27 protein-coding genes and 1 riboswitch are annotated in these 25560 nt (G+C 58.5%); of the genes, 13 read left to right on the top strand and 14 right to left on the bottom strand.

What is annotated here, in order from left to right; translation table 11 throughout:
• Positions 1 to 5 precede the first annotated feature (5 nt).
• Positions 6 to 518: a RidA family protein gene (locus AM571_RS30855; RefSeq protein ID WP_074064756.1), complete on the top strand. Its 513-nt coding sequence runs from the start codon at positions 6 to 8 to the stop codon at positions 516 to 518.
• Positions 519 to 530: 12 nt separating this feature from the next.
• On the opposite strand, the gene AM571_RS30850 is transcribed toward AM571_RS30855, so the two are convergent.
• Positions 531 to 1370 (bottom strand): IclR family transcriptional regulator, encoded by an 840-nt coding sequence (locus AM571_RS30850; protein ID WP_074064755.1) that lies wholly within the window; start codon positions 1368 to 1370, stop codon positions 531 to 533.
• A 102-nt stretch (positions 1371 to 1472) separates the two neighbouring features.
• Between AM571_RS30850 and AM571_RS30845 the strand changes: the two genes are divergently transcribed.
• Complete coding sequence (locus AM571_RS30845) at positions 1473 to 2669, top strand: aminotransferase class V-fold PLP-dependent enzyme (RefSeq protein WP_074064754.1); 1197 nt, start codon at positions 1473 to 1475, stop codon at positions 2667 to 2669.
• A 36-nt stretch (positions 2670 to 2705) separates the two neighbouring features.
• Positions 2706 to 4541 carry an ABC transporter ATP-binding protein gene (locus tag AM571_RS30840; protein WP_074064753.1) on the top strand — a complete coding sequence of 612 codons (1836 nt, stop codon included), beginning with the start codon at positions 2706 to 2708 and terminating at the stop codon, positions 4539 to 4541.
• A gap of 344 nt (positions 4542 to 4885) precedes the next feature.
• On the opposite strand, the gene AM571_RS30835 is transcribed toward AM571_RS30840, so the two are convergent.
• Positions 4886 to 5104, bottom strand: a complete 219-nt coding sequence (locus tag AM571_RS30835; RefSeq protein ID WP_074064752.1) for a hypothetical protein — start codon at positions 5102 to 5104, stop codon at positions 4886 to 4888.
• A 128-nt stretch (positions 5105 to 5232) separates the two neighbouring features.
• On the opposite strand from AM571_RS30835, the gene AM571_RS30830 reads away from it, so the two are divergent.
• Positions 5233 to 5856, top strand: coding sequence for a TetR/AcrR family transcriptional regulator (locus AM571_RS30830; RefSeq protein WP_074064751.1), 624 nt, complete (start codon positions 5233 to 5235; stop codon positions 5854 to 5856).
• A gap of 82 nt (positions 5857 to 5938) precedes the next feature.
• Positions 5939 to 6127, top strand: a complete 189-nt coding sequence (locus AM571_RS30825) for a hypothetical protein (protein ID WP_074065682.1) — start codon at positions 5939 to 5941, stop codon at positions 6125 to 6127.
• Here the strand turns inward: AM571_RS30825 and AM571_RS30820 are convergent.
• Both AM571_RS30820 and AM571_RS36700 read right to left on the bottom strand, forming a co-directional pair.
• The gene (locus tag AM571_RS30820; RefSeq protein ID WP_074064750.1) at positions 6124 to 6561 is read right to left on the bottom strand and encodes a DUF1810 domain-containing protein; all 438 of its coding nucleotides are present in this window, start codon (positions 6559 to 6561) and stop codon (positions 6124 to 6126) included. The two genes, AM571_RS30825 and AM571_RS30820, sit on opposite strands and share 4 nt — an antisense overlap.
• A gap of 69 nt (positions 6562 to 6630) precedes the next feature.
• A complete protein-coding gene (locus tag AM571_RS36700; RefSeq protein WP_074064749.1) occupies positions 6631 to 6945 on the bottom strand; it encodes a hypothetical protein in 315 nt (104 codons plus the stop codon).
• A 228-nt stretch (positions 6946 to 7173) separates the two neighbouring features.
• Here AM571_RS36700 and AM571_RS30810 point away from each other — a divergent pair, with 228 nt between their 5' ends.
• Genes AM571_RS30810 through AM571_RS30800 form a run of 3 tightly spaced genes read left to right on the top strand, consistent with a single transcriptional unit; the run spans position 7174 to position 10271 of the window.
• Positions 7174 to 8544 carry an amidase gene (locus AM571_RS30810; RefSeq protein WP_074064748.1) on the top strand — a complete coding sequence of 457 codons (1371 nt, stop codon included), beginning with the start codon at positions 7174 to 7176 and terminating at the stop codon, positions 8542 to 8544.
• Positions 8545 to 8592: 48 nt separating this feature from the next.
• Positions 8593 to 9474, top strand: coding sequence for a sugar phosphate isomerase/epimerase family protein (locus AM571_RS30805; protein ID WP_074064747.1), 882 nt, complete (start codon positions 8593 to 8595; stop codon positions 9472 to 9474).
• Positions 9471 to 10271, top strand: a complete 801-nt coding sequence (locus tag AM571_RS30800; RefSeq protein WP_074064746.1) for an HpcH/HpaI aldolase family protein — start codon at positions 9471 to 9473, stop codon at positions 10269 to 10271. The genes AM571_RS30805 and AM571_RS30800 overlap by 4 nt, the downstream gene beginning before the upstream one ends.
• Here AM571_RS30800 and AM571_RS30795 read toward each other — a convergent pair.
• The 5 genes from AM571_RS30795 to AM571_RS30775 form a co-directional block, all read right to left on the bottom strand.
• The gene (locus AM571_RS30795; protein WP_074064745.1) at positions 10268 to 10948 is read right to left on the bottom strand and encodes a spermidine synthase; all 681 of its coding nucleotides are present in this window, start codon (positions 10946 to 10948) and stop codon (positions 10268 to 10270) included. The genes AM571_RS30800 and AM571_RS30795 overlap by 4 nt on opposite strands.
• Before the next feature lie 100 nt (positions 10949 to 11048).
• The gene (locus AM571_RS30790) at positions 11049 to 11348 is read right to left on the bottom strand and encodes a hypothetical protein (RefSeq protein ID WP_074065681.1); all 300 of its coding nucleotides are present in this window, start codon (positions 11346 to 11348) and stop codon (positions 11049 to 11051) included.
• 111 nt (positions 11349 to 11459) lie between these two features.
• Positions 11460 to 12101 (bottom strand): ThuA domain-containing protein, encoded by a 642-nt coding sequence (locus tag AM571_RS30785; RefSeq protein ID WP_074064744.1) that lies wholly within the window; start codon positions 12099 to 12101, stop codon positions 11460 to 11462.
• Positions 12102 to 12120: 19 nt separating this feature from the next.
• Positions 12121 to 13221, bottom strand: a complete 1101-nt coding sequence (locus AM571_RS30780; protein WP_074064743.1) for a Gfo/Idh/MocA family protein — start codon at positions 13219 to 13221, stop codon at positions 12121 to 12123.
• A 34-nt stretch (positions 13222 to 13255) separates the two neighbouring features.
• Complete coding sequence (locus tag AM571_RS30775; RefSeq protein ID WP_074064742.1) at positions 13256 to 14455, bottom strand: ROK family transcriptional regulator; 1200 nt, start codon at positions 14453 to 14455, stop codon at positions 13256 to 13258.
• 206 nt (positions 14456 to 14661) lie between these two features.
• Here AM571_RS30775 and AM571_RS30770 point away from each other — a divergent pair, with 206 nt between their 5' ends.
• From AM571_RS30770 to AM571_RS30760, 3 genes are all read left to right on the top strand, one after another.
• A complete protein-coding gene (locus AM571_RS30770; protein WP_074064741.1) occupies positions 14662 to 15969 on the top strand; it encodes an ABC transporter substrate-binding protein in 1308 nt (435 codons plus the stop codon).
• 77 nt (positions 15970 to 16046) lie between these two features.
• Entirely contained in the window at positions 16047 to 16985 is a 939-nt protein-coding gene (locus AM571_RS30765) for a carbohydrate ABC transporter permease (protein WP_074064740.1), read from the top strand.
• Positions 16978 to 17826, top strand: coding sequence for a carbohydrate ABC transporter permease (locus AM571_RS30760; protein ID WP_074064739.1), 849 nt, complete (start codon positions 16978 to 16980; stop codon positions 17824 to 17826). The genes AM571_RS30765 and AM571_RS30760 overlap by 8 nt, the downstream gene beginning before the upstream one ends.
• A 12-nt stretch (positions 17827 to 17838) precedes the next feature.
• Here AM571_RS30760 and thiD read toward each other — a convergent pair whose 3' ends face one another.
• Positions 17839 to 18642 (bottom strand): bifunctional hydroxymethylpyrimidine kinase/phosphomethylpyrimidine kinase, encoded by an 804-nt coding sequence (gene thiD, locus AM571_RS30755; RefSeq protein WP_074064738.1) that lies wholly within the window; start codon positions 18640 to 18642, stop codon positions 17839 to 17841.
• Positions 18643 to 19022: 380 nt separating this feature from the next.
• A riboswitch (TPP riboswitch) is annotated at positions 19023 to 19119 on the bottom strand.
• Positions 19120 to 19347: 228 nt separating this feature from the next.
• The gene (locus tag AM571_RS30745; protein ID WP_074064736.1) at positions 19348 to 20151 is read right to left on the bottom strand and encodes an FkbM family methyltransferase; all 804 of its coding nucleotides are present in this window, start codon (positions 20149 to 20151) and stop codon (positions 19348 to 19350) included.
• Positions 20152 to 20257: 106 nt separating this feature from the next.
• On the opposite strand from AM571_RS30745, the gene AM571_RS30740 reads away from it, so the two are divergent.
• On the top strand, positions 20258 to 21526 hold the full coding sequence (locus AM571_RS30740) for an O-antigen ligase family protein (RefSeq protein ID WP_074064735.1): 1269 nt from the start codon (positions 20258 to 20260) through the stop codon (positions 21524 to 21526).
• Here the strand turns inward: AM571_RS30740 and AM571_RS30735 are convergent, their stop codons facing one another.
• From AM571_RS30735 to AM571_RS30725, 3 genes are read right to left on the bottom strand one after another with little or no spacing between them, the layout of a single operon-like run.
• The gene (locus AM571_RS30735; protein ID WP_074064734.1) at positions 21527 to 22252 is read right to left on the bottom strand and encodes an HAD family hydrolase; all 726 of its coding nucleotides are present in this window, start codon (positions 22250 to 22252) and stop codon (positions 21527 to 21529) included. It lies immediately after the preceding gene.
• The gene (locus AM571_RS30730) at positions 22245 to 23225 is read right to left on the bottom strand and encodes an ATP-grasp domain-containing protein (protein ID WP_074064733.1); all 981 of its coding nucleotides are present in this window, start codon (positions 23223 to 23225) and stop codon (positions 22245 to 22247) included. Before AM571_RS30730 ends, AM571_RS30735 begins: the two co-directional genes overlap by 8 nt.
• 59 nt (positions 23226 to 23284) lie before the next feature.
• Complete coding sequence (locus AM571_RS30725; RefSeq protein WP_074064732.1) at positions 23285 to 24211, bottom strand: methionyl-tRNA formyltransferase; 927 nt, start codon at positions 24209 to 24211, stop codon at positions 23285 to 23287.
• Between the two features lie 156 nt (positions 24212 to 24367).
• Here AM571_RS30725 and AM571_RS30720 point away from each other — a divergent pair, with 156 nt between their 5' ends.
• Positions 24368 to 25501, top strand: coding sequence for a glycosyltransferase (locus AM571_RS30720; RefSeq protein ID WP_074064731.1), 1134 nt, complete (start codon positions 24368 to 24370; stop codon positions 25499 to 25501).
• Positions 25502 to 25560 lie beyond the last annotated feature (59 nt).

Here is a 25560-nt window from a genome sequence, read left to right as displayed (position 1 = left end):
TCCGCATGACAGGAGTTTGCGTGAACATGTCTCCAGCCAACGCCAAGCAGGCAAGCTCGCCCTATGAAAGGCTTGTCGCGCTCGGCATAGAGCTTCCGCCCGCCCCGCCGCCGATCGCCCATTTCGTGACGCATGTGCTGGAGGGAAACATTCTCTATCTTTCCGGTCAGGGGCCGCGCGAGGCCGATGGTTTTTTGTATTCTGGCAAGGTCGGCGCTGAAATCGGTGTCGAGGAAGCCTATAGACATGCGCGGCTCACCGGCATCAATCTTCTTGCCGTCATGCACGATGCGCTTGGCGATCTCTCCCGGGTAAAGCGCGTCGTGAAGCTGCTCGGCATGGTCAACGCCGTGCCGCAGTTTGCGGACCATCCAAGCGTCATCAATGGATGCTCGGATCTCTTCGTCGACGTTTTTGGACGAGATACTGGCAGTCATGCTCGTTCCGCGGTTGGCTTCGGCTCGCTTCCGGGTAACATCACCGTCGAAATCGAGGCGATCATCGCCTTGCGTGATTGAAGAGGGGAAAGCCTAGTGGTTGCGCCAGCCCATGATCTTTTCGATGCGTTCGGCCGATGTCCGCACCTGCGCGGTATAGTGGTTCTCGTCAGAAAAAGCCTTCTGTTCTGGAAGGACAATGGAAATGGTCGCGACGCATTGGCCTTCTCTGTCGCAGATCGGCGAAGCGATGCAGGCGACCGCATAGTCGGACTCGCCAGCCTGGATCGACAGGCGCGACTGAAACGCCGCGCCGGCGGAAGCGGAAAGCACGCCTGGGTCAACCTCGGCGCGGCCGGTGGGCGAGGATTTGGCGCAGCGCTTGAAAAGTTCGATGCGCTCTTCTTCCGGCAGGTGGCCGACAAGCAGGCGGCCGGATGCCGTCCAGTTCAGAGGAACGCGTGTGCCGACACGCGAAGCGACCTGGAAATGACTGGGGCCATCGGCCATGGCAAGCACGAGCATATAGTCGCCGTCGCGACCGCAAACCTGAACGGTTTCGCCCGCCTGCCGGCAAAGATCGTGCATCTCGCGCGTCGCGACGCTCATGAAATCGAGCGATCGGGCATAGGCAAGGCCGTAATGGTAGAGCCGCGAACCGAGCCAGATCGTGCCGTCGCCATTGCGCGTCAGCATGTTCTTTTCGACCAGATCATCGACGATGACATAGACGGTCGAGAGCGGCGCCTTCACAGCCTTGGCGATTGCATAGACCCCCGTCGGAGAGCCTGTTTCGTAAAGATGATCAATCACCTGCAGCGCTCGGTCGATACCGCTCACCCGCGAGCGACGTGCGCCCTTGCCGGCGGGTTCTTCAATAGATGCCTCGTCTTCGGAGAAAACTACTGATGATGTCTTGCCGTCCAATTCCACGCTCCTCGTATGGGGCCATGAGTCTATTACATTACTATGGGATAGCCGTCGAGGATACAAGCTGCAACACTCGCCATATGGCCATTCAATCTGGAGATACACATGTCTGATGACATTTGCGCGTCGATCGGCCTTCGTCCGGTCATCAACGTTTCCGGCACAATGACCAGCCTCGGCGCATCGATCGTCGTCCCCGAGGCAATCGCGGCCATGTCGTCGATCCTGCCGCAATTTGTCGAAATCAACGATCTGCAGCGCAAGGCGAGCGCCGCCATTGCCCGACTGACGGGTGCCGAAGCCGGTTTCGTGACGGCATCGTGCTCTGCGGGCATTTCCCTGGCCGTCGCAGGTGCCATCACCGGCAACAACCTGCTGGCGATCGAGAAACTGCCGGATGTGACGCCGGAAAAGAACGAAGTTCTGGTGCAGATGGGCCATGTTGTGAGCTATGGCGCACCCGTCGATCAGGCGATCCGCCTAGCTGGTGCTAAGCCCGTGCTGATCGGTCAGGCAACATCCACCCATCATTTTCACATGGAAAATGCAATCACCGAAAGAACGGCCGCAGCCGTCTACGTCGTGTCGCATCACGTCGTCGATTATGGTCTTTTGAACCTTAAGGAGTTCGTCGAGATCGCCCACGCCAAGGGCGTGCCGGTCATCGTCGATGCAGCGTCTGAGTACGACCTGCGTGTTTTCCTGGAGCAAGGCGCAGACATCGCGCTCTATTCCGGTCATAAATTCCTCGGCGGTCCGACCTGCGGCATCGTCGCCGGCACAAAGGAACTAGTGCGCAACGCCTTCCTGCAGAACATGGGCATCGGCCGTGGCATGAAGGTCGGCAAGGAAAGCATTTTCGGCGCCATGGCAGCCTTGGAGGCCTGGGAAAAGCGTGACCACACCGGTATTCGCGAGCGCGAAACGGGCTACCTCAATTTGTGGAAACAGATGCTGGACGACCGCCCCGGCGTAACCGCTCTGATCGAACCCGATCCGACCAAAAATCCGCTTGATCGTCTGCGCGTTATCCTCAAACCGGAGGAAGCACATATTACCGCCTGGGATTTGGCCGACGCGCTGGCGGGCGGGACGCCGCCGATAATCGTCCGGGACCACGAAGTCGAGCATCAGTATTTCTATCTCGACCCCTGTAACCTGCACCCGGGTCAGGAAAGGATCGTTGCAAACCGCTTGGCCGAAGAACTGGACAAGGCGCGCGCCTCCAACGAAATCATAGCATCGCCAGTCGAAAACCGCGGCAAGCGCCGGTTCGACGCTGTGTTGCGCTGGCCGGATTGATCTTTTCGGCATTTGGCAATCCAGGAGGAACGGTACATGGCAGGCTTTCAGGCGCAGTCGATCCAGCAGGGAGAGCCCGTTCTCTCCGTCGAGAACCTGACGACATCGTTTCTGGTCGGGGGCGAGTGGAGGCCTGTCGTCCGCGATGTGTCCTTTCGCGTGGCGCCGGGCGAAACGGTTGCAATCGTCGGCGAGTCGGGCTCTGGCAAAAGCGTTACGTCGCTGTCGATCATGCGGCTGCTTGAGCCGGATACCAGCCGGATCGAAGGAAAGATCATGCTTGGCGACCGCAATCTGCTGGCGCTTCGCGAAAGTGCCATGCGGCAGGTACGCGGCAATGACGTCTCGATGATCTTCCAGGAACCGATGACGAGCCTCAACCCGCTCTTTACGATCGGCGACCAGATTTCCGAAGCGCTGCTTTGCCATTCGGCCATGTCGAAGACCGAAGCGCGAGGCGAAGTGATACGGCTTCTGGAAAAGGTCCGCATTTCCTCCGCTGCTTCGCGCTTCGACGAATATCCACACCGGTTTTCAGGCGGCATGCGCCAGCGCGTGATGATCGCCATGGCGCTTGCCTCCAAGCCGAAGCTGCTAATTGCCGACGAACCGACTACGGCGCTCGACGTCACCATCCAAGGACAGATCCTCGATCTCATCAAGATGCTGCAAGAGGAGGAAGGAACCTCTGTGCTCTTCATCACCCACGACATGGGAGTCGTTGCCGAAATAGCCGACAGAACGGTGGTGATGTATCGCGGCGAGCAGGTTGAAACGGCGGCTACGGCCGACATCTTTTACCGCGGCCGCCACCCCTACACGCGCGCGCTGATTTCCGCCGTGCCGGTGCTGGGCTCAATGCAGGGGCACGAAAGGCCGCTGCGTTTTCCCGTCGTCAATGCAGCGACAGGCCAATGCGACGTTCCGGTGGAAGTCGGCGACACGGTTTCTGTTTCAGCAAGGCCGGTCTTGGAGGTGCGGAACCTCACCAAGCGCTTTGATATACACTCTGGTCTCTTCGGTCGCTTGAGCGGACGCGTGCATGCCGTTGAAAATGTTTCCTTTGATCTCTTTGCCGGTGAGACGCTGTCATTGGTCGGCGAATCGGGCTGCGGAAAATCGACGACCGGCCGCGCCATAATGCGGCTGATCGAACCGCAAAGCGGGTCAGTGAAGGCCGATGGCAGGGACGTGCTGGCACTCGACAAGAACGGGATGCGCGAGATGCGCAAGACCGTGCAAATGATCTTTCAGGATCCGTTCGCCAGCCTCAATCCGCGAATCCGCGTCGGTGCGGCGATCGCCGAACCTTATCTTGAACACAAGATGGGAACGGCAAAGCAGGCCAAGGAGAAGGTCGCTGACCTTCTGGAAAAGGTCGGTCTGAACGCGGATATGATGACGCGCTTTCCGCACGAGTTCTCCGGGGGGCAGCGTCAGCGCATCTGCATTGCCCGGGCCCTGGCGCTCGATCCGAAGGTGATCGTCGCCGATGAAAGCGTCTCGGCCCTCGACGTCTCGATCAAGGCGCAGGTCATCAATCTGATGCTGGACCTGCAGCAGAGCCTCAACCTCGCCTTCCTGTTCATCTCGCACGACATGGCCGTCGTCGAGCGCGTCAGCCATCGTGTTGCGGTCATGTATCTCGGCGAGATCGTCGAGATCGGTCCGCGCGCTGCCATCTTCGGCAACCCGCAGCACCCTTATACGAAGACGCTCATGGCAGCCGTTCCCGTGCCCGATCCGGATCGCCGGCACATCAAGCGGATGGCGGCCAACGACGAGATCAAAAGCCCGATCCGGGCAGTGGACTACAAGATTTTGCCGCGGCAGTATCGGCAGGTGTCATCAGGGCATCTGGTGGCGCTTTGAGCGAGATTTCGAAATACAGGTGCTTTGCGGCAATCATTGCCAAGGCCCGTGCAAGGGCCCTTTCGGTCCCGACGTCGCATGATGCGTTCAGATGGCGACCGTCCAGCGCTGAGGAGAACCGACATATCAATGTCGAGCATCAGTAGCGGCGCGCCGCGTATCTGTAGCGGTATCGCCCGCCTCAATGCAGTGGCCCAGTTCACCTGGATCGGCCCACGGGTGGTGGCATCCGGGAAAATCTGGACGCAATCACTTGCCGTTTCCACCGTGGCGCAAATACAGCGAAAGCTGCCGTTGGGGGAAGACGGCAGCTCTCGCACGGGGCAGGGAAGGTCCCCGGGAAGTCAGCAGAAGCAGGAAACCGTCGGCGGGTTCACGCCGGCGCGATTGGCAATCGCATTAACGAAGCCACCCACCTTGGAGGCATTCGGTTGGCGTTTGCGGGCTGCCGTTTCAAGGAGTTGCTTGAAATCGTCAAGCTTCACGCCATCGGCGCGCATCACCATGGCAATCAGCGGGTCGCGAAGGGCTTCGGATATCGTGAGGTCACTGGTCTTTCTCATGGTTCGTCCTCCTTTCGTGGGCAGTCGCCCGTGTTCCGCTGACGCCGCCAGCCCTCTCGGCATTGACTTGTGCAATAAGCGGTGTTACCGGTAAGTAACAATGCATTTGTTACCGATCGGTCACATCTATGTCAAGGACTTCGTCCGTAAAAAAATCCGAAACTTCGCATGAAATCCCAAGCGTGCTGACAAACGAGAAAATCCCCCCGAGGGAACGCATCGTCTCGACGGCTTCCGAGCTTTTCCGCGAACATGGCATACGCGGCATTGGCGTCGATGCGATTGCAGATGCGGCGCTCACCAACAAGATGACGCTTTACCGGCATTTCGGCTCGAAGGACGAGCTCGTTTGCGAGACGCTGCGTCGCGCCTGCGAAAAGGCCGAGGCAATATGGCGTGAACTCGAGGCGATGCATCCCGGCAACCCGCGCGCCCAGCTCGACGCCTGGGTTCAGGGGCGAGCCGAGTGTCTCAACGGGGAGCCGGCCGGTTGCGATCTTGCCAACGCGGCGATCGAACTGAAGGGTGAGGGACACCCTGCCCATGACGTGATCGAGCGCCATAAGGCACAGCAGCGTCAACGCCTTGAAGAACTCTGTTCCGCCGCCGGGGCTCGGGAGCCTCAACTTCTTGCTGACACTCTCACACTTCTTCTGGAAGGCGCCCGCGTCACCCGGCAGGCGATGGGCAGCGACGGTTGCTGCAGCCATTTCTCAAAAGCCTGCAGTGCGGCAATTGCATCTCTCGGCTGAGCCTTCAAAGGCATCGGAACCTTCCATCTTCGAGATCGTTTTTGAACTTGATGAGGAAGGCAATATCGGAGGTGGTAGAGATATGAACTACACCTATCTCCATCGTCTGTATGCCAAGCGCGCCGAATTGGAATCGAAACTCGAGCTTCACGATGCGCGCAATTGCTTTGGCGATGAAGAACTCGAAGATGGCACGCAATCCGATCTGCGCGAGCGCCTCAATGAAATCTCAGAAGAGATTGCAGCGATGGAACAGTCTCCCGGTCGTTAAGTCGCGGCGTTGAGGATTTTCATCGTCCGCTCGTCGAATTTCCCCCCGTAGAACCGATCGATTGCTTCGTGGAACAACGAGCCTTGCTCGCTGACGGCTGCAAAAAGCGTCAGTGAGGAGCGAAGTTTGAGATCATCCGGGGATCCGAGAATGTCGTGGGCCGTGCGTCCTTCCACTGAAAGGATCGCTTGGACGCAGCGAAGAAGTCGCCCGCCCAGTATTGGGTCGCTCAGATAGGCGGCAGCTTCCTCTGCCGAGCGGATCGCGTATTTCTCGGCCATCGCCGATGAGCCCAGCCCGGCAGCCTGCGGGAAGATGAACCACATCCAGTGCGAGCGTTTGCGCCCGGCGCTAAGCTCCCGCAGCGCCTGGTCATATATCCCGTTCTGTGCAGCGATAAACCGCCCGAGATTGTATTCGACGTGACCGGCCATGGTTTTTTCCTTCTGGTGCGACACATCGAGGGCGGCTGACTTCCAAGAGTGGACCGCAGCGATCCGAAGTCAGCACCTCTTCTCTGCGTAAGGGCTGTATTCCCGGCAAGAATCCAGGCTGCCATGAGATGACGCGGGTGTCGCGGGCGCAGCAATTGCGCCAGTGACCTCAGGCGATACCGAAGAATTAAGGTGCCCGGTCAATCCGGCAATACCGAGAAGGACCAAAGCCCCTACCACAAGCAGCCGTTCTCCCAGAGAGAGCTTCTGTGCGTTGAGGTGCTCAACATAATCGCGCTCGCCCTCGCTGGTGGCTTGTGCGTTTGTCGGGTGATGTGCCACCATAGTGTTGTGGCGCGGGTTCAAAATATCATGGCGTGTCATTTTTTATTACTCCTGCGGCACAGCGGGACCGGGCGGTCAAAATATGATGCCCGTTGGGGGTCCGCATGTCGGGTGCATGTGGTCTTGCATGTGGCAGAGTTGAAGAGCCGATCTGCAAACTCAGTGTTCAGAAAATCGGACCAATCGGGGATACCACGGTAAACAGGCTGGTCGGCAGCGACGATCCGCGATAGGTCAAGGAAAACGATACCGTTACGGATTTCTCCCATGACCAAGCCATTCGGCGCGATGACTGTCGCGCAACTGTCGGTCCTCATTCAGAGCGGCGCTGCTGATCCAGTCGAGGTCGTGCGGTCGATCTTTGAGAATATCGAAGGCCATTCCGACAAGGCGGTCTTCACGGTGCTTCTGAAGGAACGGGCCATTGACGAGGCCAAAGCTTCCTCGCTTCGCATCCGCAAGGGTTGCTCGCTGGGCGCTCTGGACGGTATTCCGATCGCATGGAAGGATCTCTTCGACATCGAGGGCCTTGCAACGACGGCCGGATCGAAAGTTCTGGCGAGCACTATGCCAGCGGCAAGTGATGCAGCGATCGTTATGGCGCTCAAGCGGGCCGGAATGATTACTGTGGGGCGAACGAATATGAGCGAATTCGCCTTTTCGGGCCTCGGCATCAATCCGCATTATGGTACGCCGCATAACCCGCACGGCATCGATGTGCCGCGTATCCCGGGGGGCTCATCTTCAGGGGCAGCTGTGGCTGTCGGCGCCGGCCTCGTACCGGTGGCGATGGGAACCGATACGGGCGGGTCGGTCCGTATCCCCGCCGCGCTCAACGGGGTGGTAGGCTTTAAGGGATCGCGCCGCCGATATTGCATGGATGGCGTCTTTCCGCTTGCAAAGAGCCTGGATTCGCTCGGTCCGCTGTGCCGAACGGTAAAGGATGCCGTGTGGATCGATGCCGCGATGCGCGGTCGAACCTCATCGGAGGTACGTGCCCGTCCGCTGAAGGGCATTGAGATTGCCATTCCCGAAAACGTGGTCTTCGACGACGTCGAGCCCGGCGTTGCGGCTGCCTTCGACGCGGCGGTGGAACGGCTGGCAAGAACCGGGGCGATCATCAGCCGCGCGGCGATGCCCGCTTTCGACCAGATCCTGACATCGATGACCCGTTACGGCGCGCTGGTGACCGCCGAAGCTTTCGCACTGCATCGAGAGCGCCTGGCAGGACCGGAGGCTGCGGGCATGGATCGTCGCGTTGTCATGCGCACGCGTCTCGGCGAAAAGACAGGAATGCCGGACTATATTGCAATCCTCGAGCTTCGAGACCGGCTCATCGCCGAATGCCAGCAATTGATCGGCGACCGGCTGCTTGCATTCCCGTCCGTCGCCCACGTGGCGCCGCCGATCGCGCCTCTGGAGATGGATGACGATCTCTTCTTTGCGACGAATGCCAAGACACTGCGAAACACGGCGCTCGGCAATTTTCTCGATTGGTGCGGCGTGTCGATCCCATGTGGAGCCGGCGATGCCGGAATGCCGGTCGGCTTCCTATTGTCGGCGCCGGCCAATGGCGATGACGTGCTGCTTGGCGCCGCACTTTCCGCGGAAGCCGTCATTCGCGGCGATTTCGTTTGAAGGGCCGAGCCTTTGATGGCTAGGATGGAACAGACGAGGAGGGCGATGATGGCACAGGCTTTGCCGAACGGCCGTTTTGCAGTTTCCACATGGTCGTTGCATCGCCTCCTTGGACCGATTTATCCCTATAGTCCTGATCAGGAAAGAAATGCGGCGCGCAAGGAACCTTACGGCCCGGGTGCGGCCTCGCTGGTCGGGTTGCCGCAGCAGCTTGCCGAGCGTGGCATTCACCGGCTTGAGGTCTGCTCCTTTCATCTGCCGAGCCTTGAGGCCGGTTATCTCTCAGACCTTCGCGGTGCGATGAAGGCATCGGGCGTGCTGTTTCAGACCCTCCTGCTTGAGGATGGCGACCCCAGTCACCCTGATCACGCCAAACGCGACGCAGCGTGGATGTCCGGCTGGATCGAAAGGGCGGTCGTGGCGGGAGCGCAGAACTTGCGCGTAATTGCGGGCAAGCAGCAGCCAACGGAAGAAAATCTCAGCCGGGCTTTGAGGCATCTGAGGCAGCTGGCGAAGGAAGCCGATGGCAGTGGGGTGCGCATCGTCGTCGAAAACTGGTTCGACCTTCTGCCTTCGCCTCGGCAGATGAACTGGCTGCTGGACGGGCTTGAGGGCACGGTCGGCCTCAATGGCGACCTTGGCAACTGGACTGCGCCCGAAAAATACGCAGATCTTGCCGATATCATGTGCCGTGCGGAGCTTTGTCATGCGAAGGCAGATTACAATGCCGCCGGTCTGGATGGTGCTGACTACCTCATGTGCCTTGAGGCTTGCGACGCTGCCGGTTACGTCGGACCGTTCACGCTGATCTACGATTCACCGTTTTTCCCGGACGAGTGGGATGGAATCTTGTTGCAGAAAACATTCATCGAGGAATTTCAAGATCAGCAAACAGGCGCTCGCCTGAGCGGGGAATGGAGAACGACATGACGCAGAGACCGGCAATCGAAAGCTTCGCGGACAGGATCAGGGCAGACGGACATGCTGGCTTGGTTTCTGCTTGGATCGGTATACCCGAACCGATGGTCGTCCATCATCTGGCGCAGGAAGATTTCGATTCCGTCGTGCTCGATATGCAGCACGGCATGTGGGATATGGCTTCAGCATCGAATGCCGTTACGCAGTGCCGTTCTGCGGGAAAACCCGCACTCGCGCGCATCCCGGTTGGCGATTTCGCTTCGGCCTCCCGGCTGCTCGATGCTGGATGCACCGGCATCATCGCGCCGATGGTCAATTCGGTCGCCGATGCGAAGGCGCTTGTGCGGTTTGCCAAGTATCCACCGCTTGGCGAACGAAGCTGGGGACCGACGCTGGCGCTCAACCATATGGAGCTCTCGGCAGACGAATACCTGCGCACCGCCAACCGGCTGACGCTGACGATTGCGATGGTGGAGACGCGCGCAGCACTTGATGCCATCGATGGCATCCTTGGTGTCGAAGGCATCGACGGCGTCTTCGTCGGTCCCTCCGATTTGTCAATTGCCCTTTCGAACGGTGCAAGGCTCGCGCCGGACACCGACGAGATCGACAAGGAACTGGCCCACATTGTCGCGCGGTGCCGAGCACACAAGAAATTCACCTGCGCCTTCGGCAGCAATGGAAAGCGTGCTGGCGAGCTGTTGAAGCTCGGTTGCGATCTAGTTGTTGCGAGCGCAGATACGACGCAAATGCGCGCTGGCGCTGCCAGTGCAATCGCCGCTGCCCGGACGTTTGCTGACGGCCGCTAGGCAGACGATTTGACAGCGAGCCAGATGACGTGGCGCGCTCCTCCGCGCGTGCCGTTGGCGCGTGTATTGACCGCATCCACCAAAAAGCCGCTGTCGCGCAGCTTGCGGCTGAAGCTCGGATCGGGGCCGGACGACCAAACTGCAAGAACGCCGCCAGAGCACAGCGCTTCGCGCGACGCTCGCAGGCCGTTGAGGTCATAAAGCCGATCATTGGACGTGCGGGTCAGCCCGTCCGGCCCATTGTCGACATCGAGCAGGATTGCGTCGAAGCCCGCTTCGACTGAGCAGATGACCTCTGCGACATCGCCTTGATGGAGGACGACGCGCGGATCCTCGAGGCATCCCTTAAAAACCTCCGCCATTGGCCCGCGCGCCCAGGCGACGACCGCCGGAACCAGTTCAGCGACAACCACTTCGGCGTCCGCAGGTAGGACCGCGAGCGCTGCACGCAAGGTGAAGCCCATGCCAAGGCCGCCGATGAGGATCTTCGGTCGTGTGTGGTCTTTGATGCGATCCCAAGAAAGCGTGGCAAGCGCTTCTTCGGATCCGCTGAGACGGCTGTTCATCAGCTCGTTGGAACCGAGCATGATGGAGAATTCGCTGCCGCGCCGCTTCAGGCGCAATTCTCCGCCGTCCCCGGGGATGATCGTGGAATCGAGCTGTATCCAAGGTAGCATTGCGGCAAGGCCTCACGGAAATTCGTGGTCTCCCCTAACACGAAATTCATGCCGGCGAGATAGAAATTGGCGTGGCGGACTTGCTGCGCCCGCTGTTGTCCTATTGCGGGCACGCCCGGCCATAGCGGCTTGTCTTGGCGGCAACGCCGCGTTTTGGCGTCGGGCAACGCCTGACATCGGTCGGGCCGGCGTTATGCGGTATGACGACATCGACACTGCCGGTTTCTATCGGATCAAGCGGAATGACGAGACCATTCGTCGTTGGGCTCTCCGGCGAGGTGCCAAGAGGAGGAGTGCCGTCAATGCGCCCGGTATAATCCGTGCCCATATTGGATTGCGCCAACACGGGACCGGCTATGCCGAGAAAGACAATCGAAGTCACCGCGAATATCGTGCGCATGATCAAAATCCTTTCGAGCTGATCAACGCGGCCACAACGGCAAAGGCGCCCATTTGTTCCGAACCGTTCCGATCACATCGCAGAGAGCGCTTCGCCTTATGGGCAGCGGTTCTAGCGCGCTGCCCAATTGGCGCCGCGCCGGAAGATGGACTTCATCTGCGGCACGCCGAATTCCTGGGCCCGATGGCCGAGCGAAGAATAGAAGACGCGGCCCTTTCCGTACTTCCGCTTCCAGACGACCGGCATTACCACGCCGTCGATCCAGTAGGCATGATCACCTGTGAACGTCGTCGTTGCCAGCACCTCGTTTGAGGGGTCGACATGCATGTAATATTGCTCCGACGTATAGGCAAAATCGCTCATCCCCTCCATGACCGGGTCGTCCGGCCGCGTAATATTCACTGTGTAGTCGATGATGTTGCCCGGATGGGCGACCCATTGACCGCCGATGATGAACTGATATTCGACGCACTCGCGGAAGCTGTCGCCCGCGCCGCCGTGATAGCCGGCGATGCCAACGCCGTTTTCAATCGCAGCAGCAAGATTCTTGATCTCTTCCTTTTCGATCTTCGACATTGTGACGATGGGCACCACGAGATTCAGATCATGCACCGACGGATCGGCCAAGGCTTCAGTGCTGTGCTCGACATAGACCTTGAAACCGTCCTCCTGAAGCATGTCCTTGATGATGGCCGCGCATTCCTGCGGTTCGTGGCCGCTCCAGCCACCCCAGACGATCAGTGCTTCGCGCATGTTCTTTCCTCCTGAATAATTACTTGCCCAACCGTCCGTCGATAAGGGAATCCGACAGCGCCGCCGGGCGCTGCGTCTCTGTGGCAATCGTGACCGTGCGGCCGGTTTCGGAGGCGGCTTGAAACGCCTCCATGACTTCGAGAACGTGCAGCGCGAGGCTGCCGTTTGCCCGGTGCGGGCGATTACAGCGAATGGCGTATCCAAGATCTGCCACGCCGAGCGAGCGGTAGTTGGCGTCTGCGTAAGGCGCTGTCAGTTCCTGCACTTCGAAGCTTCCGCCCTTTTTCAGAAGCTGGACCTCCCCGCCGAAATGGTTCGGGTCAGGAACGATCAGCGTGCCTTCCGTGCCATAGAGTTCAAGCGGCACATGCTTGTGGCCGGCGACGTCAAAACTCATGCCAATCTGAACGATCGCCCCGTTGGCAAAGGCCATCACGCCGACGACATGGGTTGGCACATGCACTGGAATGTGCTCGCCGCTGTGCGGCTCGCTGGTGATGGTCCGCACCTTGCGGGGCGCGATCGCAAAGCCCGCGACCTGCGCTACCGGCCCGAAGAGATTGACGAGATCAGTGATGTAGTAAGGTCCCATGTCGAGCATCGGCCCGCCGCCGACCTCGTAGTAAAAGGCCGGGTTCGGGTGCCATCTTTCGTGGCCGGGGCACATGAAGGTGGCCGTACCGCCGACCGGCTGGCCGATCATTCCCTTGTCGATCAGAGCACGTGCCGTCTGATGCCCGCCGCCCAGAAATGTATCGGGTGCCGCGCCGATGCGGAGGTTTTTCGCCTTCGCGGCTTCAGCAAGTTTTTTGCCTTCCGCAAAATTGATTCCGAGGGGCTTTTCCGAATAGGTATGCTTTCCTGCTTCAAGCGCCTTCAGGCCGACGGCCACATGCGCTTTCGGTATGGTCAGGTTGACGATGATTTCGACTTTTGGATCGTCAAAGAGCTCGTCGACGTTTTTTGCCGGGACGCTGAATTCGGCAGCCTTTGCCTCCGCCAAGGATCGGTTGAGATCGGCGACGCCGCGGATATCGAGGATCGGGAACGAGGCCATGGCCTTGAGATATGCGCCCGAAATATTGCCGCAGCCGATGATGCCGATGCCGACCGTGTCCATGATGACCTCCCAATCGATTTTACAGTTACAGCGTTCACAGTGCCGGCCCCGTCGTGTTCCAGGGCGACTCATAAAGTTCGTAAAGGGCAACGGCTGCCGCACCTTGCGCCCAGAAATCGTCTGTGGAGTCGTCGAAGACCAGTTCGGTGACGCCTTTCAAGGATGGCGGGATCGCAAGTGCATAGGCATTGCGCAGACTGTTCAGAAATGGCTCGCCCAGCGCCAGGCTGGAGCCGACGAGGATCACGCGCGGCGGGGCAAAGAGCGTGACGATGTTGGCGATCGTCAGCCCGACGGCCTCGCCAGCGCGTATGGCGGCGCCGATGAGGACATTGTCCTGCTGCTTGATTAGCGCCTGAGCGTGAGCCATGCCGCGGCCGAGACGGATTGCTTCGGCAAAACGCCCGTCGGCCTGATGGTCGCCAAGGATTGCACTTTCGCCGGCCTGGCTCGACAGGCGCACGGTGCCCTGCGATCCCGTGCCGAGCACGAGGTCGCCGAGATTGTGGCTGAGGCCGCCGGCACCGCGAAAGAGTTGGTTGCCATGCAGCACGCCAAGCCCGAGCGTCTGTTCCAGGGAAACCAGCACCATATCCTCGAGATCTCGTGCCTTGCCGAACCAGTGATGGGCAAGCGTGATGGCATGCGCATCGCTCTCGATGATCGTCGGCGTCCCAAGCCGCGCAGTCATTTCCGAGGCGAAATCGACATTCGTATCGCGAAAGATGGGGCTGCTGCGAACATGGCCGGTGCGATGCTCGATTACGCCTGGAAGGCCAAGACAAACGATATCGACATCTTCCAGCGACAGGCCGGCATCCACGACGCAACGGCGTACGCCATCTTCCACCAGGTCGGCGATGACTGTGATCGGCTGTCGGTCGATGCGGATTGGCAGGGTGAGCTTGGAAAGCACGTCTCCGCGGAAATCGGTGAGCACGAAGACGAGCCGGCTTGCCGCAATCTTTGCACCGACGACACGTGCCGCATCCGGGTTCAATTCGAGCATCACACGGGGACGGCCGCGGGCAGCCTCGTTGCGGATGTCTCCTTCATGACGCGTCAAAATGAGCCCGTCATCGAGAAGCGAGGCGGTAATTGCCGATACCGTCGTGGTCGAGAGTTCGGTGCGTTGGCTGATCTCCACACGTGCGATCGGCCCGTGGCGGCGGATCGTGTCCAGCACATTCAAGCGATTGATCGCGCGCATTAATTCAGGATCTGCGGTCTTCATGAAACTAGCCGGGCAATCGCTTTGCGTCAGGGCAATGCCCCGATGATTTGGACGGGATACAAATTAAATAACAGGCAGTTTGCGGATGCTGTCAAGCGAATCTGGCTGAAATTTGGACTATCGGGTTGACATCGGTCAAGGCAGCGGTGAATTATTCCGCATAGGGGACAAAATAGTGAGGACATTGGCCCCCGGGAGGAAAAACCATGACCTATAATCGCATGAATGCCGCTCTTTGCGCCAGACGCATCGCATTCCTGGCTGCGGCCGCAGGCATTTCCGTGATGTTCGGAGCCGGTGCAGCTTGCGCCACAACGGTCGTAAAGTGGCTGCATCTGGAGCTCGATCCGAGCTATGTGGCCAAGTGGGAGGAGATTGCCAAGGCTTATGAAGAAAAGCACTCCGATGTCGACATACAGATGCAGTTTCTCGAAAACGAGGCCTTCAAGGCAAAACTGCCGACGCTTCTCCAGTCCGACGACATACCGGACTTCTTCTTCAGCTGGGGCGGGGGCGTCCTCAAGCAGCAATCTGAGACCGGCGCGCTTCAGGACGTGACAGCCGCCCTCGATGCAGATGGCGGCAGGCTGCGCAACGCCTATAGCGCGGCCTCTGTCAGTGGTCTGACCTTCGACGGCAAGGTCTGGGCAATGCCATACAAGGTCGGTCTCGTCAGCTTCTTCTACAACAAGGAGCTCTTTGCAAAGGCAGGCGTGAAGGCCGATGGCATCAAGACCTGGGCAGACTTCCTGGACGCCGTAAAAAGGCTCAAGGACGCCGGCATCGTGCCGATCGCAGGTGGCGGCGGCGAAAAATGGCCGATCCATTTCTATTGGAGCTATCTCGTCATGCGCGAAGGCGGACAAAAGGTCTTCGACGCTGCCAAGAAGGGCGAGGGCGAAGGCTTTCTTGATCCGGCGGTCATCAAGGCCGGCGAGGATCTTGCCGAACTCGGGAAGCTTGAACCCTTCCAGCCTGGCTATTTGGGGGCGACTTGGCCGCAAACGCTCGGTGTCTTCGGCGATGGTAAGGCCGCCATGATCCTCGGTTTTGAAAATACCGAAGCCAATCAGCGCAAGAATGCCGGTGACGGAAAGGGGCTTTCGCCGGAAAACATCGGCCGCTTCAATTTCCCGGCCGTAGAAGGCGGCGCCGGCAAGGTAACCGATACGCTGGGAGGCTTGAACGGCTGGGCGGTAACCAAGAAAGCGTCCAAGGAAGCGATCGATTTTCTCGCCTTCTTGACGAATGCAGAAAACGAACGATCCATGGCCAAGGCCGCGATGCTTCTGCCGGTGGCGGTCGGCGCCGATGATGGTGTGACCAACTCGCTTCTGGCTCAATCCGCCAAGCAGCTCGCCGCCTCGACCTGGCACCAGAACTATTTCGATCAGGATCTCGGCGCTGCCGTTGGCCGTGTCGTCAATGACGTCTCGGTTGAAATCGTCTCCGGGCAGATGAGTTCGCAAGACGGCGCCCAGCAGATTCAGGACGCCTTCGAACTGGAGCAATAACCCGCTCCGCTTCCTTTGTCCCGGCGCCTTCTCAACTGGCGCCGGGATCAAACCAGGAAAATGCGAAGGCGAAACAGATGGCCAATATTTCGATTTCACCGGCGATCGGAGCGGCACGGCCGGCCAGGAAAGCGGCGAGAAACCGCAGTTCGGCTGCGCACGACCGCTGGGCCGTACTTCTGTTCTTTCTGCCGCCGGCTCTGCTGCTCTTTACGCTCTTCGTCATCATGCCGATGGGCGAGGCGGCCTGGTACAGCCTCTACAAGTGGAACGGCTATGGTATGCCGACGGAGTTCATCGCGCTCCGCAACTTCCAGGTGCTTTTGCGCAACGCCGCCTTCACACAGGCGCTGGTCAATAACGGCCTGATTATCCTGATATCCATCGCCATCCAGGTTCCGCTGGCGATCTGGCTGTCGACAATGCTGGCTCACCGCATCGCTGGCGTCGTCGTCTTCCGCTTGATCTTCTTTCTGCCCTACGTTCTTGCCGATGTCGCAGCTGGCTTGATCTGGCGCTTCGTCTATGACGGCGACTACGGCCTCTTTGCCGCAATCTCGAATTTCTTCGGTCTCGCAACGCCCTATGTGCTCGCCGACAAGGACCTCGCCATCTACGCCGTGCTTGCCGTTATCGTCTGGAAGTATTTCGGCTTTCACATGATGCTCTTCATCGCCGGGCTGCAATCGGTCGACAAAAATGTGCTCGAAGCAGCTGAGATCGACGGGGCGACAGGCTGGCAGAAGTTCCGCTATGTGACGCTGCCGCTGCTTGGATCCACGCTGCGCCTTTCCATCTTCTTTGCGGTTATCGGCTCGCTGCAGCTCTTCGACATGATCATGCCGCTGACAGGCGGCGGACCGTCGAATTCGACGCAGACGATGGTGACCTTTCTTTACACCTACGGCGTCATGCGCATGCAGGTCGGTCTCGGCAGCGCCGTCGGCGTTGTTCTCTTCATCATCTGCATGACACTCGCCTTCGGCTACAAAAGGATTTTCATGCGCAATGATTGATACCGGCTCCACCATTCGCATGCCGCTGCGAACGCGCGTTTATCTCTACGTGTCGCTGACGCTGATCGCGGCGCTGGTTCTCATACCGTTGCTGACGACGGCGCTCGGCGGTTTCAAGACGCTGGGCGACCTGCGCACCAATCCCTTTGGGCTGCCTGCAGAGTGGCAATGGTCGAACTATACCGACATCCTCTTCGGAGACCGATACTGGCTGCAGATCTTCAATTCGCTGGTCATTGCAGCGCTCACGGTCTCTCTGACGCTGATCGTCTCATCGATGGCCGCCTTCGCCTTTGCGCATGTCCGCTTCTTCGGATCGTCATTTCTGCTGAACTATTTCCTGCTCGGCCTGATGTTTCCTGCAGCAACGGCGATCCTGCCGCTCTTCATCCGCATCCGCGATCTGGGCCTACTCGATACCTATTGGGGTGTGGTGCTGCCGCAGGTGGCATTCGGCCTCGGAATGAGCATCCTGCTTTTCAGGAACTATTTCCGCAACCTTCCGGAGGAATTGTTCCAGGCGGCCTTTGTCGACGGTTGCGGCTATCTGCGCTTTTTCTGGTACATCTCGCTACCGCTGGCGCGGCCGATCGTTGCAACCGTCAGCATCATCTCCTTCGTTGGCAGCTGGAACAGCTATATCCTGCCGCTGATCATGCTGAATTCGGAGCCGAAATATCCGTGGCCGCTCGGCATCATGGTCTATCGTGGCGAGTATGGCACCGAATGGCAGCTGGTGCTCGCCTTCATCACGCTTACCATCCTGCCGACGGTAATCGTGTTCTTCATTGCCCAAAAGCATATCATTGCCGGTCTGACGGCCGGCGCCGTGAAGACCTGAGCAGCCTGTGCATCATCCTGCCCAGAGCTCATGAAAATGCTGAACCGGACCCTGGCCCGAACCGACGCTGAGCATGCCGGCTCCGGCAACGGCTGCAGCCAGGTAATCCTTGGCTGTGGCGACCGCTGCCTCGAGCGATCTGCCCTTTGCGAGCTCTGCTGCAAGCGCGCTCGAAAGCGTGCAGCCGGTGCCGTGCGTGTTCTTCGTCGGAACGCGTGGAGCTTCGAACCAGGTAATCTTGCTTTCGCTTATCAGAACGTCGGGGCTTTCCATCCCGCCAAGATGACCGCCCTTTACGAGAACGGCAGAGGGACCAAGCGCGTGCAGCTTTTCCGCTTGCCACTCCATGGCATCTCGGGTGCCTGCTACCTGCTCTGCGAGCAGGGCGGCGGCTTCTGGCAGATTGGGGGTCAGAAGCGTTGCGAGCGGCAGAAGCCGGGTCTTGAGAAAGCCGATGGCTTCAACATCAAGAAGTGCCGCACCGCCTTTGGCAATCATCACCGGATCGAGCACGATCGGGATCCCGCGGTGCGGCAAAAGCGCTTTGGCGACAGCTTCGGCAATCGGCGCATTGGCGATCATGCCGATCTTCACCGCATCGACGCGGATATCGGCGAAAACCATGCCGATTTGCTCGGCGACGAACTCCGCTGGAACTGCATGCACGCTGGAAACGCCATGGGTATTTTGTGCCGTCAAGGCCGTCAAAACGGCCATGCCGTAGGTGCCGCGCGCCGAAAATGTCTTCAAATCGGCCTGGACGCCGGCACCGCCCGAAGGGTCAGAGCCGGCAATGGAAAGAACGTTGTAGATCATGCGCGTGCCTTTCGGATTGCCTCAGTCAAGCTTGCACCAGCCTGCCGCGGATCCGCGTGCCACAGATGACAGATACGAGGACAAGCCACTTGACCCTGTCGCAAGCACCCGAAGCGGCGGCGATCGCGGTATTGACCATGCTGGCGCCGCGCAAAGGCTCGGGGGGAGGGATAAGGGGATAGATTGAAACGCCTCATATCGATGTTACTCTCGCAATCCGCGAGTGTGTCCCATCGAGCTGCATCGCGACAATCGATGGTGATGCAATGGACAAGTGGCGGCGTCGCGCGCATGGCCGCAAAGAGTTGCCTGGGTGAATTTCGTATCGGCATTTGCCCCTTTCGGGCGGGGCAAAGACGCGGGGAGCCTTACTGAACAAGCGAAGGCTCCGAGCGACTCCCTCCGCCAGCATTATCCGGTTCAGGTTCGAAGGGTACTTCTCAGCCCGTCTTTCAACGAACGCCCCTGTCTCTCATCGCGGTCTTCATTGCAGACAAATCTCTGTCTGTCACCCCTAAAAACGGCATGGCCCGTATTGCTTGAAGCCAGGGCCCGTGCCAACGTCTTCGCTTGTGGAGCCCGATTTGGCGAAGTCGCGAATAAAGACGTCCTCACCATTCTGTGGTCGAGCTATGGCCGCTTGCTTTTCCAAGCGGCGGAGTTTGCAAGCCCGCAACGACGGCGCTGACGAGAACGAGAGGGCGCTCAATGCGTCGATATTTGTTGAAACGCTTCGACGCGTTCGGCCGGAATGCATACCCACTCGGGGCGGCTGCGATCATGTATGGCGTAGTCGTTTTCGCGAAATATTCTGGCTACCTCGTCAAAGTCCTCGGTAACTTCCACCACTATGAGAGGCCTTACATTTGCCAGACAGTGTGAACTACCGAGAAGCACACGGTGTTCAGCTCCCTCCACATCTATCTTCAGCAGCGCCGGACGAAGGCCCGTCTCTTCCAAGTATGTGTCAAGCTGCATCATCTCGACCGTAATGGATTCCATGAGCGCATCGCTGAACGCATTCTCGCGGTTTTGTTCAAAGTTTTTATAGTTTCTGTCCAACGAATTGTTCTGTCCCGACAGCCCTTCTATCCAAAACTCCACGGGGCCATCGAGATCTCCACACGCAGCCTCAACGATTTTAATGTTCGCAAAGCGCTCTGTGTTGGTTCGAAGATACGGCAAATTGTTGGGCCCAGGTTCGAAAACGACAACAGTACCGTCATCGCCAACAATCTTTGCTAAATGCACCGACAGATAACCAATGTGACCGCCGAGCTCGACAACGGTATCTCCCGGCCTTGCAAGCTCGGCGAGCGTCTTCATGATATGCTTCTCGCGGTGCTTGCCTTTGAACCAGTATCCCCGATGCTTGTAAAGGTTCAATCTCAGGGGCGCATCGCGCCACCAATGATGGCGCACGACAATGTCGCGCGTTCCCCACTTGCGAAGGAAATGGAGTGCAACGCGCCGCAGTGGGCGGTATCTTGCCAGACTTCGCAGCGGCATAGCACGGTCTCCGACCGAAGATGATCTAAGGGCAAGTTCTCCTCGTTTTGAAGTTACTTCACTTTTTTGCGTTTTAGAATACCCTAAACCAACGGAGGCGTTGGCGATGAGCTTAAATGACGTTGCATCGGATGCCAAAATCGATGAACGTGCGAAAAGGCATGAGCAACCTGCGGTCGCGACAATTTCGCGATCTTTGGAATTATATGCGTTTTTTGCTGCTATATTTCTCTGTTCGATGAATTATTTTAGAAGTGACTATATTTATTTCACACTCGCAGATCTGTCTTTTCTTCTTTGCTTTTCTCTTGCTGTTGCGAACGCGAATGTCGTCGTCAATGTCATTGGCAAGCTGAGCACGGCCGTCTGGTGTTTCGGGCTTGCCCTGCTGCTTTTGGGATTGACTGCCAGCAGCACGGTAAGCGCAGCGCCGGAACGCGGTCTCGTGGTCGTCCTGCAGTATTTCTACGCCTATTTTATCGTGCTGCTTTTGTTTGGTGGACGGAGCTATGACGAGCTCTTAACGGCGGCAAAGATTTATGTTTTTTCGATAGTGATAATTTGTATACACGGCATTTTTCTCATCCATGTTATTGGAGAGACAAATACGCAGTTCGTCACCGGGAGCGGACGCTTCAGCGGTTTGATGGAAAGAGAAAATGCGTGCGCCGCCGTTATTGCGCTCGCAATTCAAGTCCTGCTTCTGCTCGTTTCCTTGAGACAATTAAACAGGTTGCTCGCGCTTTGTGCCTTTGTGATCATGTCCTACGGTCTTCTTCTGACTGGCTCGAATACCGGGCTCATCGGCTGCGGGATCGGCATTGCGATCTTTGTCCTGTTCAATCTTACGTGGAAGACGGTTTTGCCTGCCGCTGCTCTTTGCCTCTGTGTTCCACTTATCGCGATTACGCCGTTGCGTGATTATCTACCGGACGTTTTCCAAAAGCGCGTGCTTACCGCTGTCGATACAGGAGACATCAGCCAGGCGGGAACGTTTGGTCGTCGCTTTGAACTCATACAGGAGGCGGCCGGTCAGGCGGGGTCCACGCTTTTGCTCGGGATTGGAGCGGATCAGTACAGAGTAAGCAGCGCCGTACAGAAACCCGTACACAACATTTACTTGCTCCTTTGGACGGAGGGGGGCTTCATCGCGGCTCTTGGCTTTGTCGTCATGGTGATCAGCCTCTCGGGGCCGGCGCTTGCGGCTACTCGCATCAAGGACGGCTTTCCGTTCGCCATCTGTATTTTTGCGACCGTTGCGGCGTTTTTGGCTATGGGCAACGCAATGACTCATATGTATGGACGTTTTTGGCCGGTTCCGCTGCTCATTCCTGCCGTTCTCGGGCAGGCCTTTGTGAAGCGATCGCAAGCCTAGTCACTCCGGATTGGTCGGGATTGTAAACTGTGGCCCAGCGCGGAGCGTCGCGAGGCACGCGTCGAGATCAACAAGACTGGTTATCACCGCATCGGCTCTATGGTCAGGCTCGCTGGCGTCTTCCATGTGGATGCGGCCCAGCCGGGCAATCTGGATCGTCCTCCATCCCAGACGCCGCGGAGCGATGAAATCCTTGGCGGGATTGTCAGCGATGTAAACGAGCTCCGTGCACGGTACTCCGGACCATTCCTGGATAGCCTCGAACGCCCTCGGATGCGGTTTCCAGAACTTGGAGCCCCAGACATCGGTATAAACGATGCGGTCAAAGATCGCCTCAAGACCCAGCGCCTTGACCTTTGCCATTTGTGTTGCTGCATGGCCGTCGGTTATGAGGGCCAGGCGTGCCGTCCTGGCTGGATTGCAAAGATACTCCAACGCATCGGGCGCCAACTGTATGCGCGGATGATGTTGCCGGTAAACTTCAATCAGTTTTACAGTCAACGTCCTCTCGCCGGCCAAACCTGCAGCAACGAGCGCCTCATCGAACACGCGTGAGCGCCTGCCGGTGGCGAAGATTGCCTGGCAATGAGCAGCGAAATTCGCAACACCCATTTCTCGATCCAGCCAGGCGGATGCCGCCTCGAAACCACTCTTGGCAAAGTCGCTTTCGAGATAGAGCGTGTCATCCAGATCGAAGACTAGAACGCCACCTTGTAATTCACTCATCTTCGCCGTCCACGAAGATCGCTTCGTCGTAGCGCAGCATCAGTACGCCAGAACGCCAGTTGTCATGACAGCTTGCAGGTGAGCCTGAGACTTCCTCGAGCAGCCATTTTGCAAATTGCGCGCCTGCATGATCAGCCAGAGGATAGCCACCTCCGAACCGTGCGTTGATCTCGATCACTTTGGGGCCGGCAACGCCGTCGTCCATCATCTGAAAGCAGAACGCACCTCTAAGACCCGGCAGCGCGCCGACGATGTCATGGGCGATGCGGGAATGTCGCGCCTGGCGCTCGGTGATGCCTTTTTCGACCTCGCCGGCCCTGACACGAACGCGACGATGTGTAATGGCTGTCTGTAGTCTACCGCGCGCGTCTACAAAGCCGTTCACCGTGTATTCAGTGCCCGTCAGGTTTTCTTGCACAATCATCGGTTCGCTGATCTTGGAGGGCAGCTCGTCTCGCGATCCGGCGACGCTGATCGCGCGGCTGGCGCTTCCAGACCGTGGCTTGACGAAGACCGGCCAGGACCATTCGCTGGTCGAGGCGAACTCCTCAAGTGCGATGGTGCGTGGGACGGGGATTCCCGCCGCGCCAAGCACATTCATCGTTTCAAGCTTGTCGCGAACGATGTCGATCACCGCCGGTTGGCTGACATGCACGCGACAGCCGATTGCCTCAAAATCGTCCATCGCCCTTGCGAGAGCCGGGAGTTCGGGATCGATCGTTGGAACGATCAGATCTATTTTTTCACGCAATGCAATTTCCTGCAACGCCCAAACGAAGTCGGGATCGTCACAGGCCGGGACAGCGTAGCTTGCATCCGCGGATCGGCAGGCAGGGCTCATTCCTGGATCCAGATCACATGCAATAACCGTCAGCGATATGCCGACCTCCTTCGCCGCCCTGCGAAAGCAGTTGATGAGCGCGACCCGTCGGCCGGCGGACGAAATCAGGATCTTGACCGCTTCTGACGTCATTGCCGCTTTCCTCTAGGAGTGCGAAGCTGCGAAGTCTTTTCCAGACGCATTGATGCCTATTACGGCCAAGCCTGGAGCGAGGACCCGGACCGCAAGTGGTCGTGCATCCGCAGCCGCGATGTTTCGGGGCGCCAAGCGCTGACATCAACGCAATTGCCGTCGCCACACATGACCAGAAAACCGCTGGCGCCGACGGTTTGAATTTGTCCGGGAAGGCCGATGTAGCGATCCGGATTGGGGAATAGATCAGCTGCATCGATATATATCCTTTCGCTTCCAGAATGGGTAAAAGCGCCGGGGTAGGGGTCTCCGACCGCACGGATGAAGCGCGTAATGTCTGCGGCCGGCAGGCGCCAGTCAATCAAGCCGTCTTCAGGCCGGCGCCTCGCGCAATAGGAGGCCTTCTCCTCGTCTTGGGGGATCCTGGGCGCGCTGCCGGTTTCAACCATCCTGATGGCCTGGGGGACCATTTCTCGAATATTCAGCAGGTGCTTATCGTAGAGGCTGCGGGCCGTCTCATTTTCAGCTACGTCAAAGACGCGCTGAAGCAGGATCGGTCCGCAATCCACACCGTCATCAAGCCAGAAAAGTGTCGATCCCGTCGTCTGTTCGGAGCGAAGAATGGTCCAGGGTATGACGCCCCGACCCCTTAGTCGGGGAAGGGCGGCGGGATGAAAGCCAATCGCCCCGTTGCTTGCAAGCTCGCGTAACGTGCGCCCGCATATTTGGGACCACCCGACGACAAGGATCACATCCGGACCGATACTGGAAACCTTCGCAAGGGTCTCGGCAGAGTTCACATTCGTCGTATGAAAAAAGGAAATGCCGATCTCGCGACCCATTGAACCGAGATCGGCAAAATCCGAGTGACGATCAGCAGCGGTTGGCGGCAGGGTTACGACAAGGGATGGCGGCCGCCCAGAGGAAGCGAGCGCTTCAAGGGCGACTTTTGAACCTTCCACTGCTCCGACGAGAACGATCCGCATTCTGGGGCCACGACAGCGAGTTATGCCGAGCGATTGTTGTATCAAGCAAGGCTTGCCTTCACGGAAGGCTCTTTAGAAGCTATAAAAACACGAGCGCACAATTCCTGTCCAGAGGACTTGCGGGCTCTGTCGTCTTGCCACGCGCTGAGGGGCACTATGGCCAAGGCAGATGTCATGCATATCATTACCAATTTCACAGCGCATGCCGGCGCTGAGACGATGCTGGCACGGCTGCTACATGCCTCGGTCGACCAGCGCATATTGGTCGTTTCGCTCATGGGGATCTCGGAGCGAAATCTTAATATTTCGAGCAATCCCAGTGTCGAGTACGTATCGCTCGAAGCCACGAAGTTGAGGTCTCTCGCACGCGCCTTGCCGAAGCTTGCCAGGTTAATCAGGCACGAGAGACCACCCGTCATTGTGTGCTGGATGTATCATGCGATGATCGTCGGCACGATCGCGGTCCTGCTGGCACACAGGAGCACCGCAGTGATCTGGAACATCCGCCAGTCGTTGGATGATCGGACATCTTTGACCCGGAGTTCGCGCGCCGCTGTGATTGCGGCCAAGTGGCTATCGTGGCATCCGAAGGGCTTTATCTTCAATTCAGCCAGGGCGCTCGAGATGCATGCGGCGGCTGGTTATCGAACGCACAATGCCGTCGTCATACCGAACGGCTTTGAGCTGCCGCAATCCGTGACCCCTCAGCCTCGATCGGTAAATCGGATCGGCATTGCAGCGCGTTTCCATCCACAGAAGGATTATCCCACTTTTTTCAAGGCGGCGGCGCGCCTTCTTCAAACCCATCAAGGGCTGACTTTCGTGGCTGCGGGACGTGGTCTGTCCTGGAGCAATCCAGCCGTCCCACAGATGATCTTGTCCGCAGGTCTGGCGCCGGAAAATGTCCAACTCCTGGGCGAAGTCGATGACATGGCTGATTTCTATCGATCGATCGACATTCTCGCTCTCTCTTCGAGAACAGAAGGTTTTCCCAACGTCTTGGCGGAGGCGATGAGCTATGGGCTACCGGTTGTTACGACTGACGTGGGTGACGCTGCAAGCATCATCGGCGACGGCGGCCTTGCAGTCCCCTCCCAAAATCCGGAGGCGCTGGCCGCAGCGCTTCGAACTCTTCTTGACAGCGGAACGGATCGATATGCCGAATATGCGGCGGCGGCACGACGGCGTATCGAGGAAGAGTACGACCTGGGCACAATAGTGCGGAAATACGATTGTTTCTTGAAACAATTCAAGGCTGCAGTCGAAGGAAAAGATCACATCACTCTTTGAGATTGCGGGCTGATGCGCATTGTTCGTTCTTTGTGTGCTACGGTTTCGACCGTTCGAGG

The organism is Rhizobium etli 8C-3, assembly GCF_001908375.1.
In the GTDB taxonomy this organism is placed as follows: Bacteria; Pseudomonadota; Alphaproteobacteria; order Rhizobiales; family Rhizobiaceae; genus Rhizobium; species Rhizobium etli_B.
The sequence above is the reverse complement of the archived record's forward strand: the minus strand, read 5'-3'. Positions and strand labels throughout refer to the sequence as shown.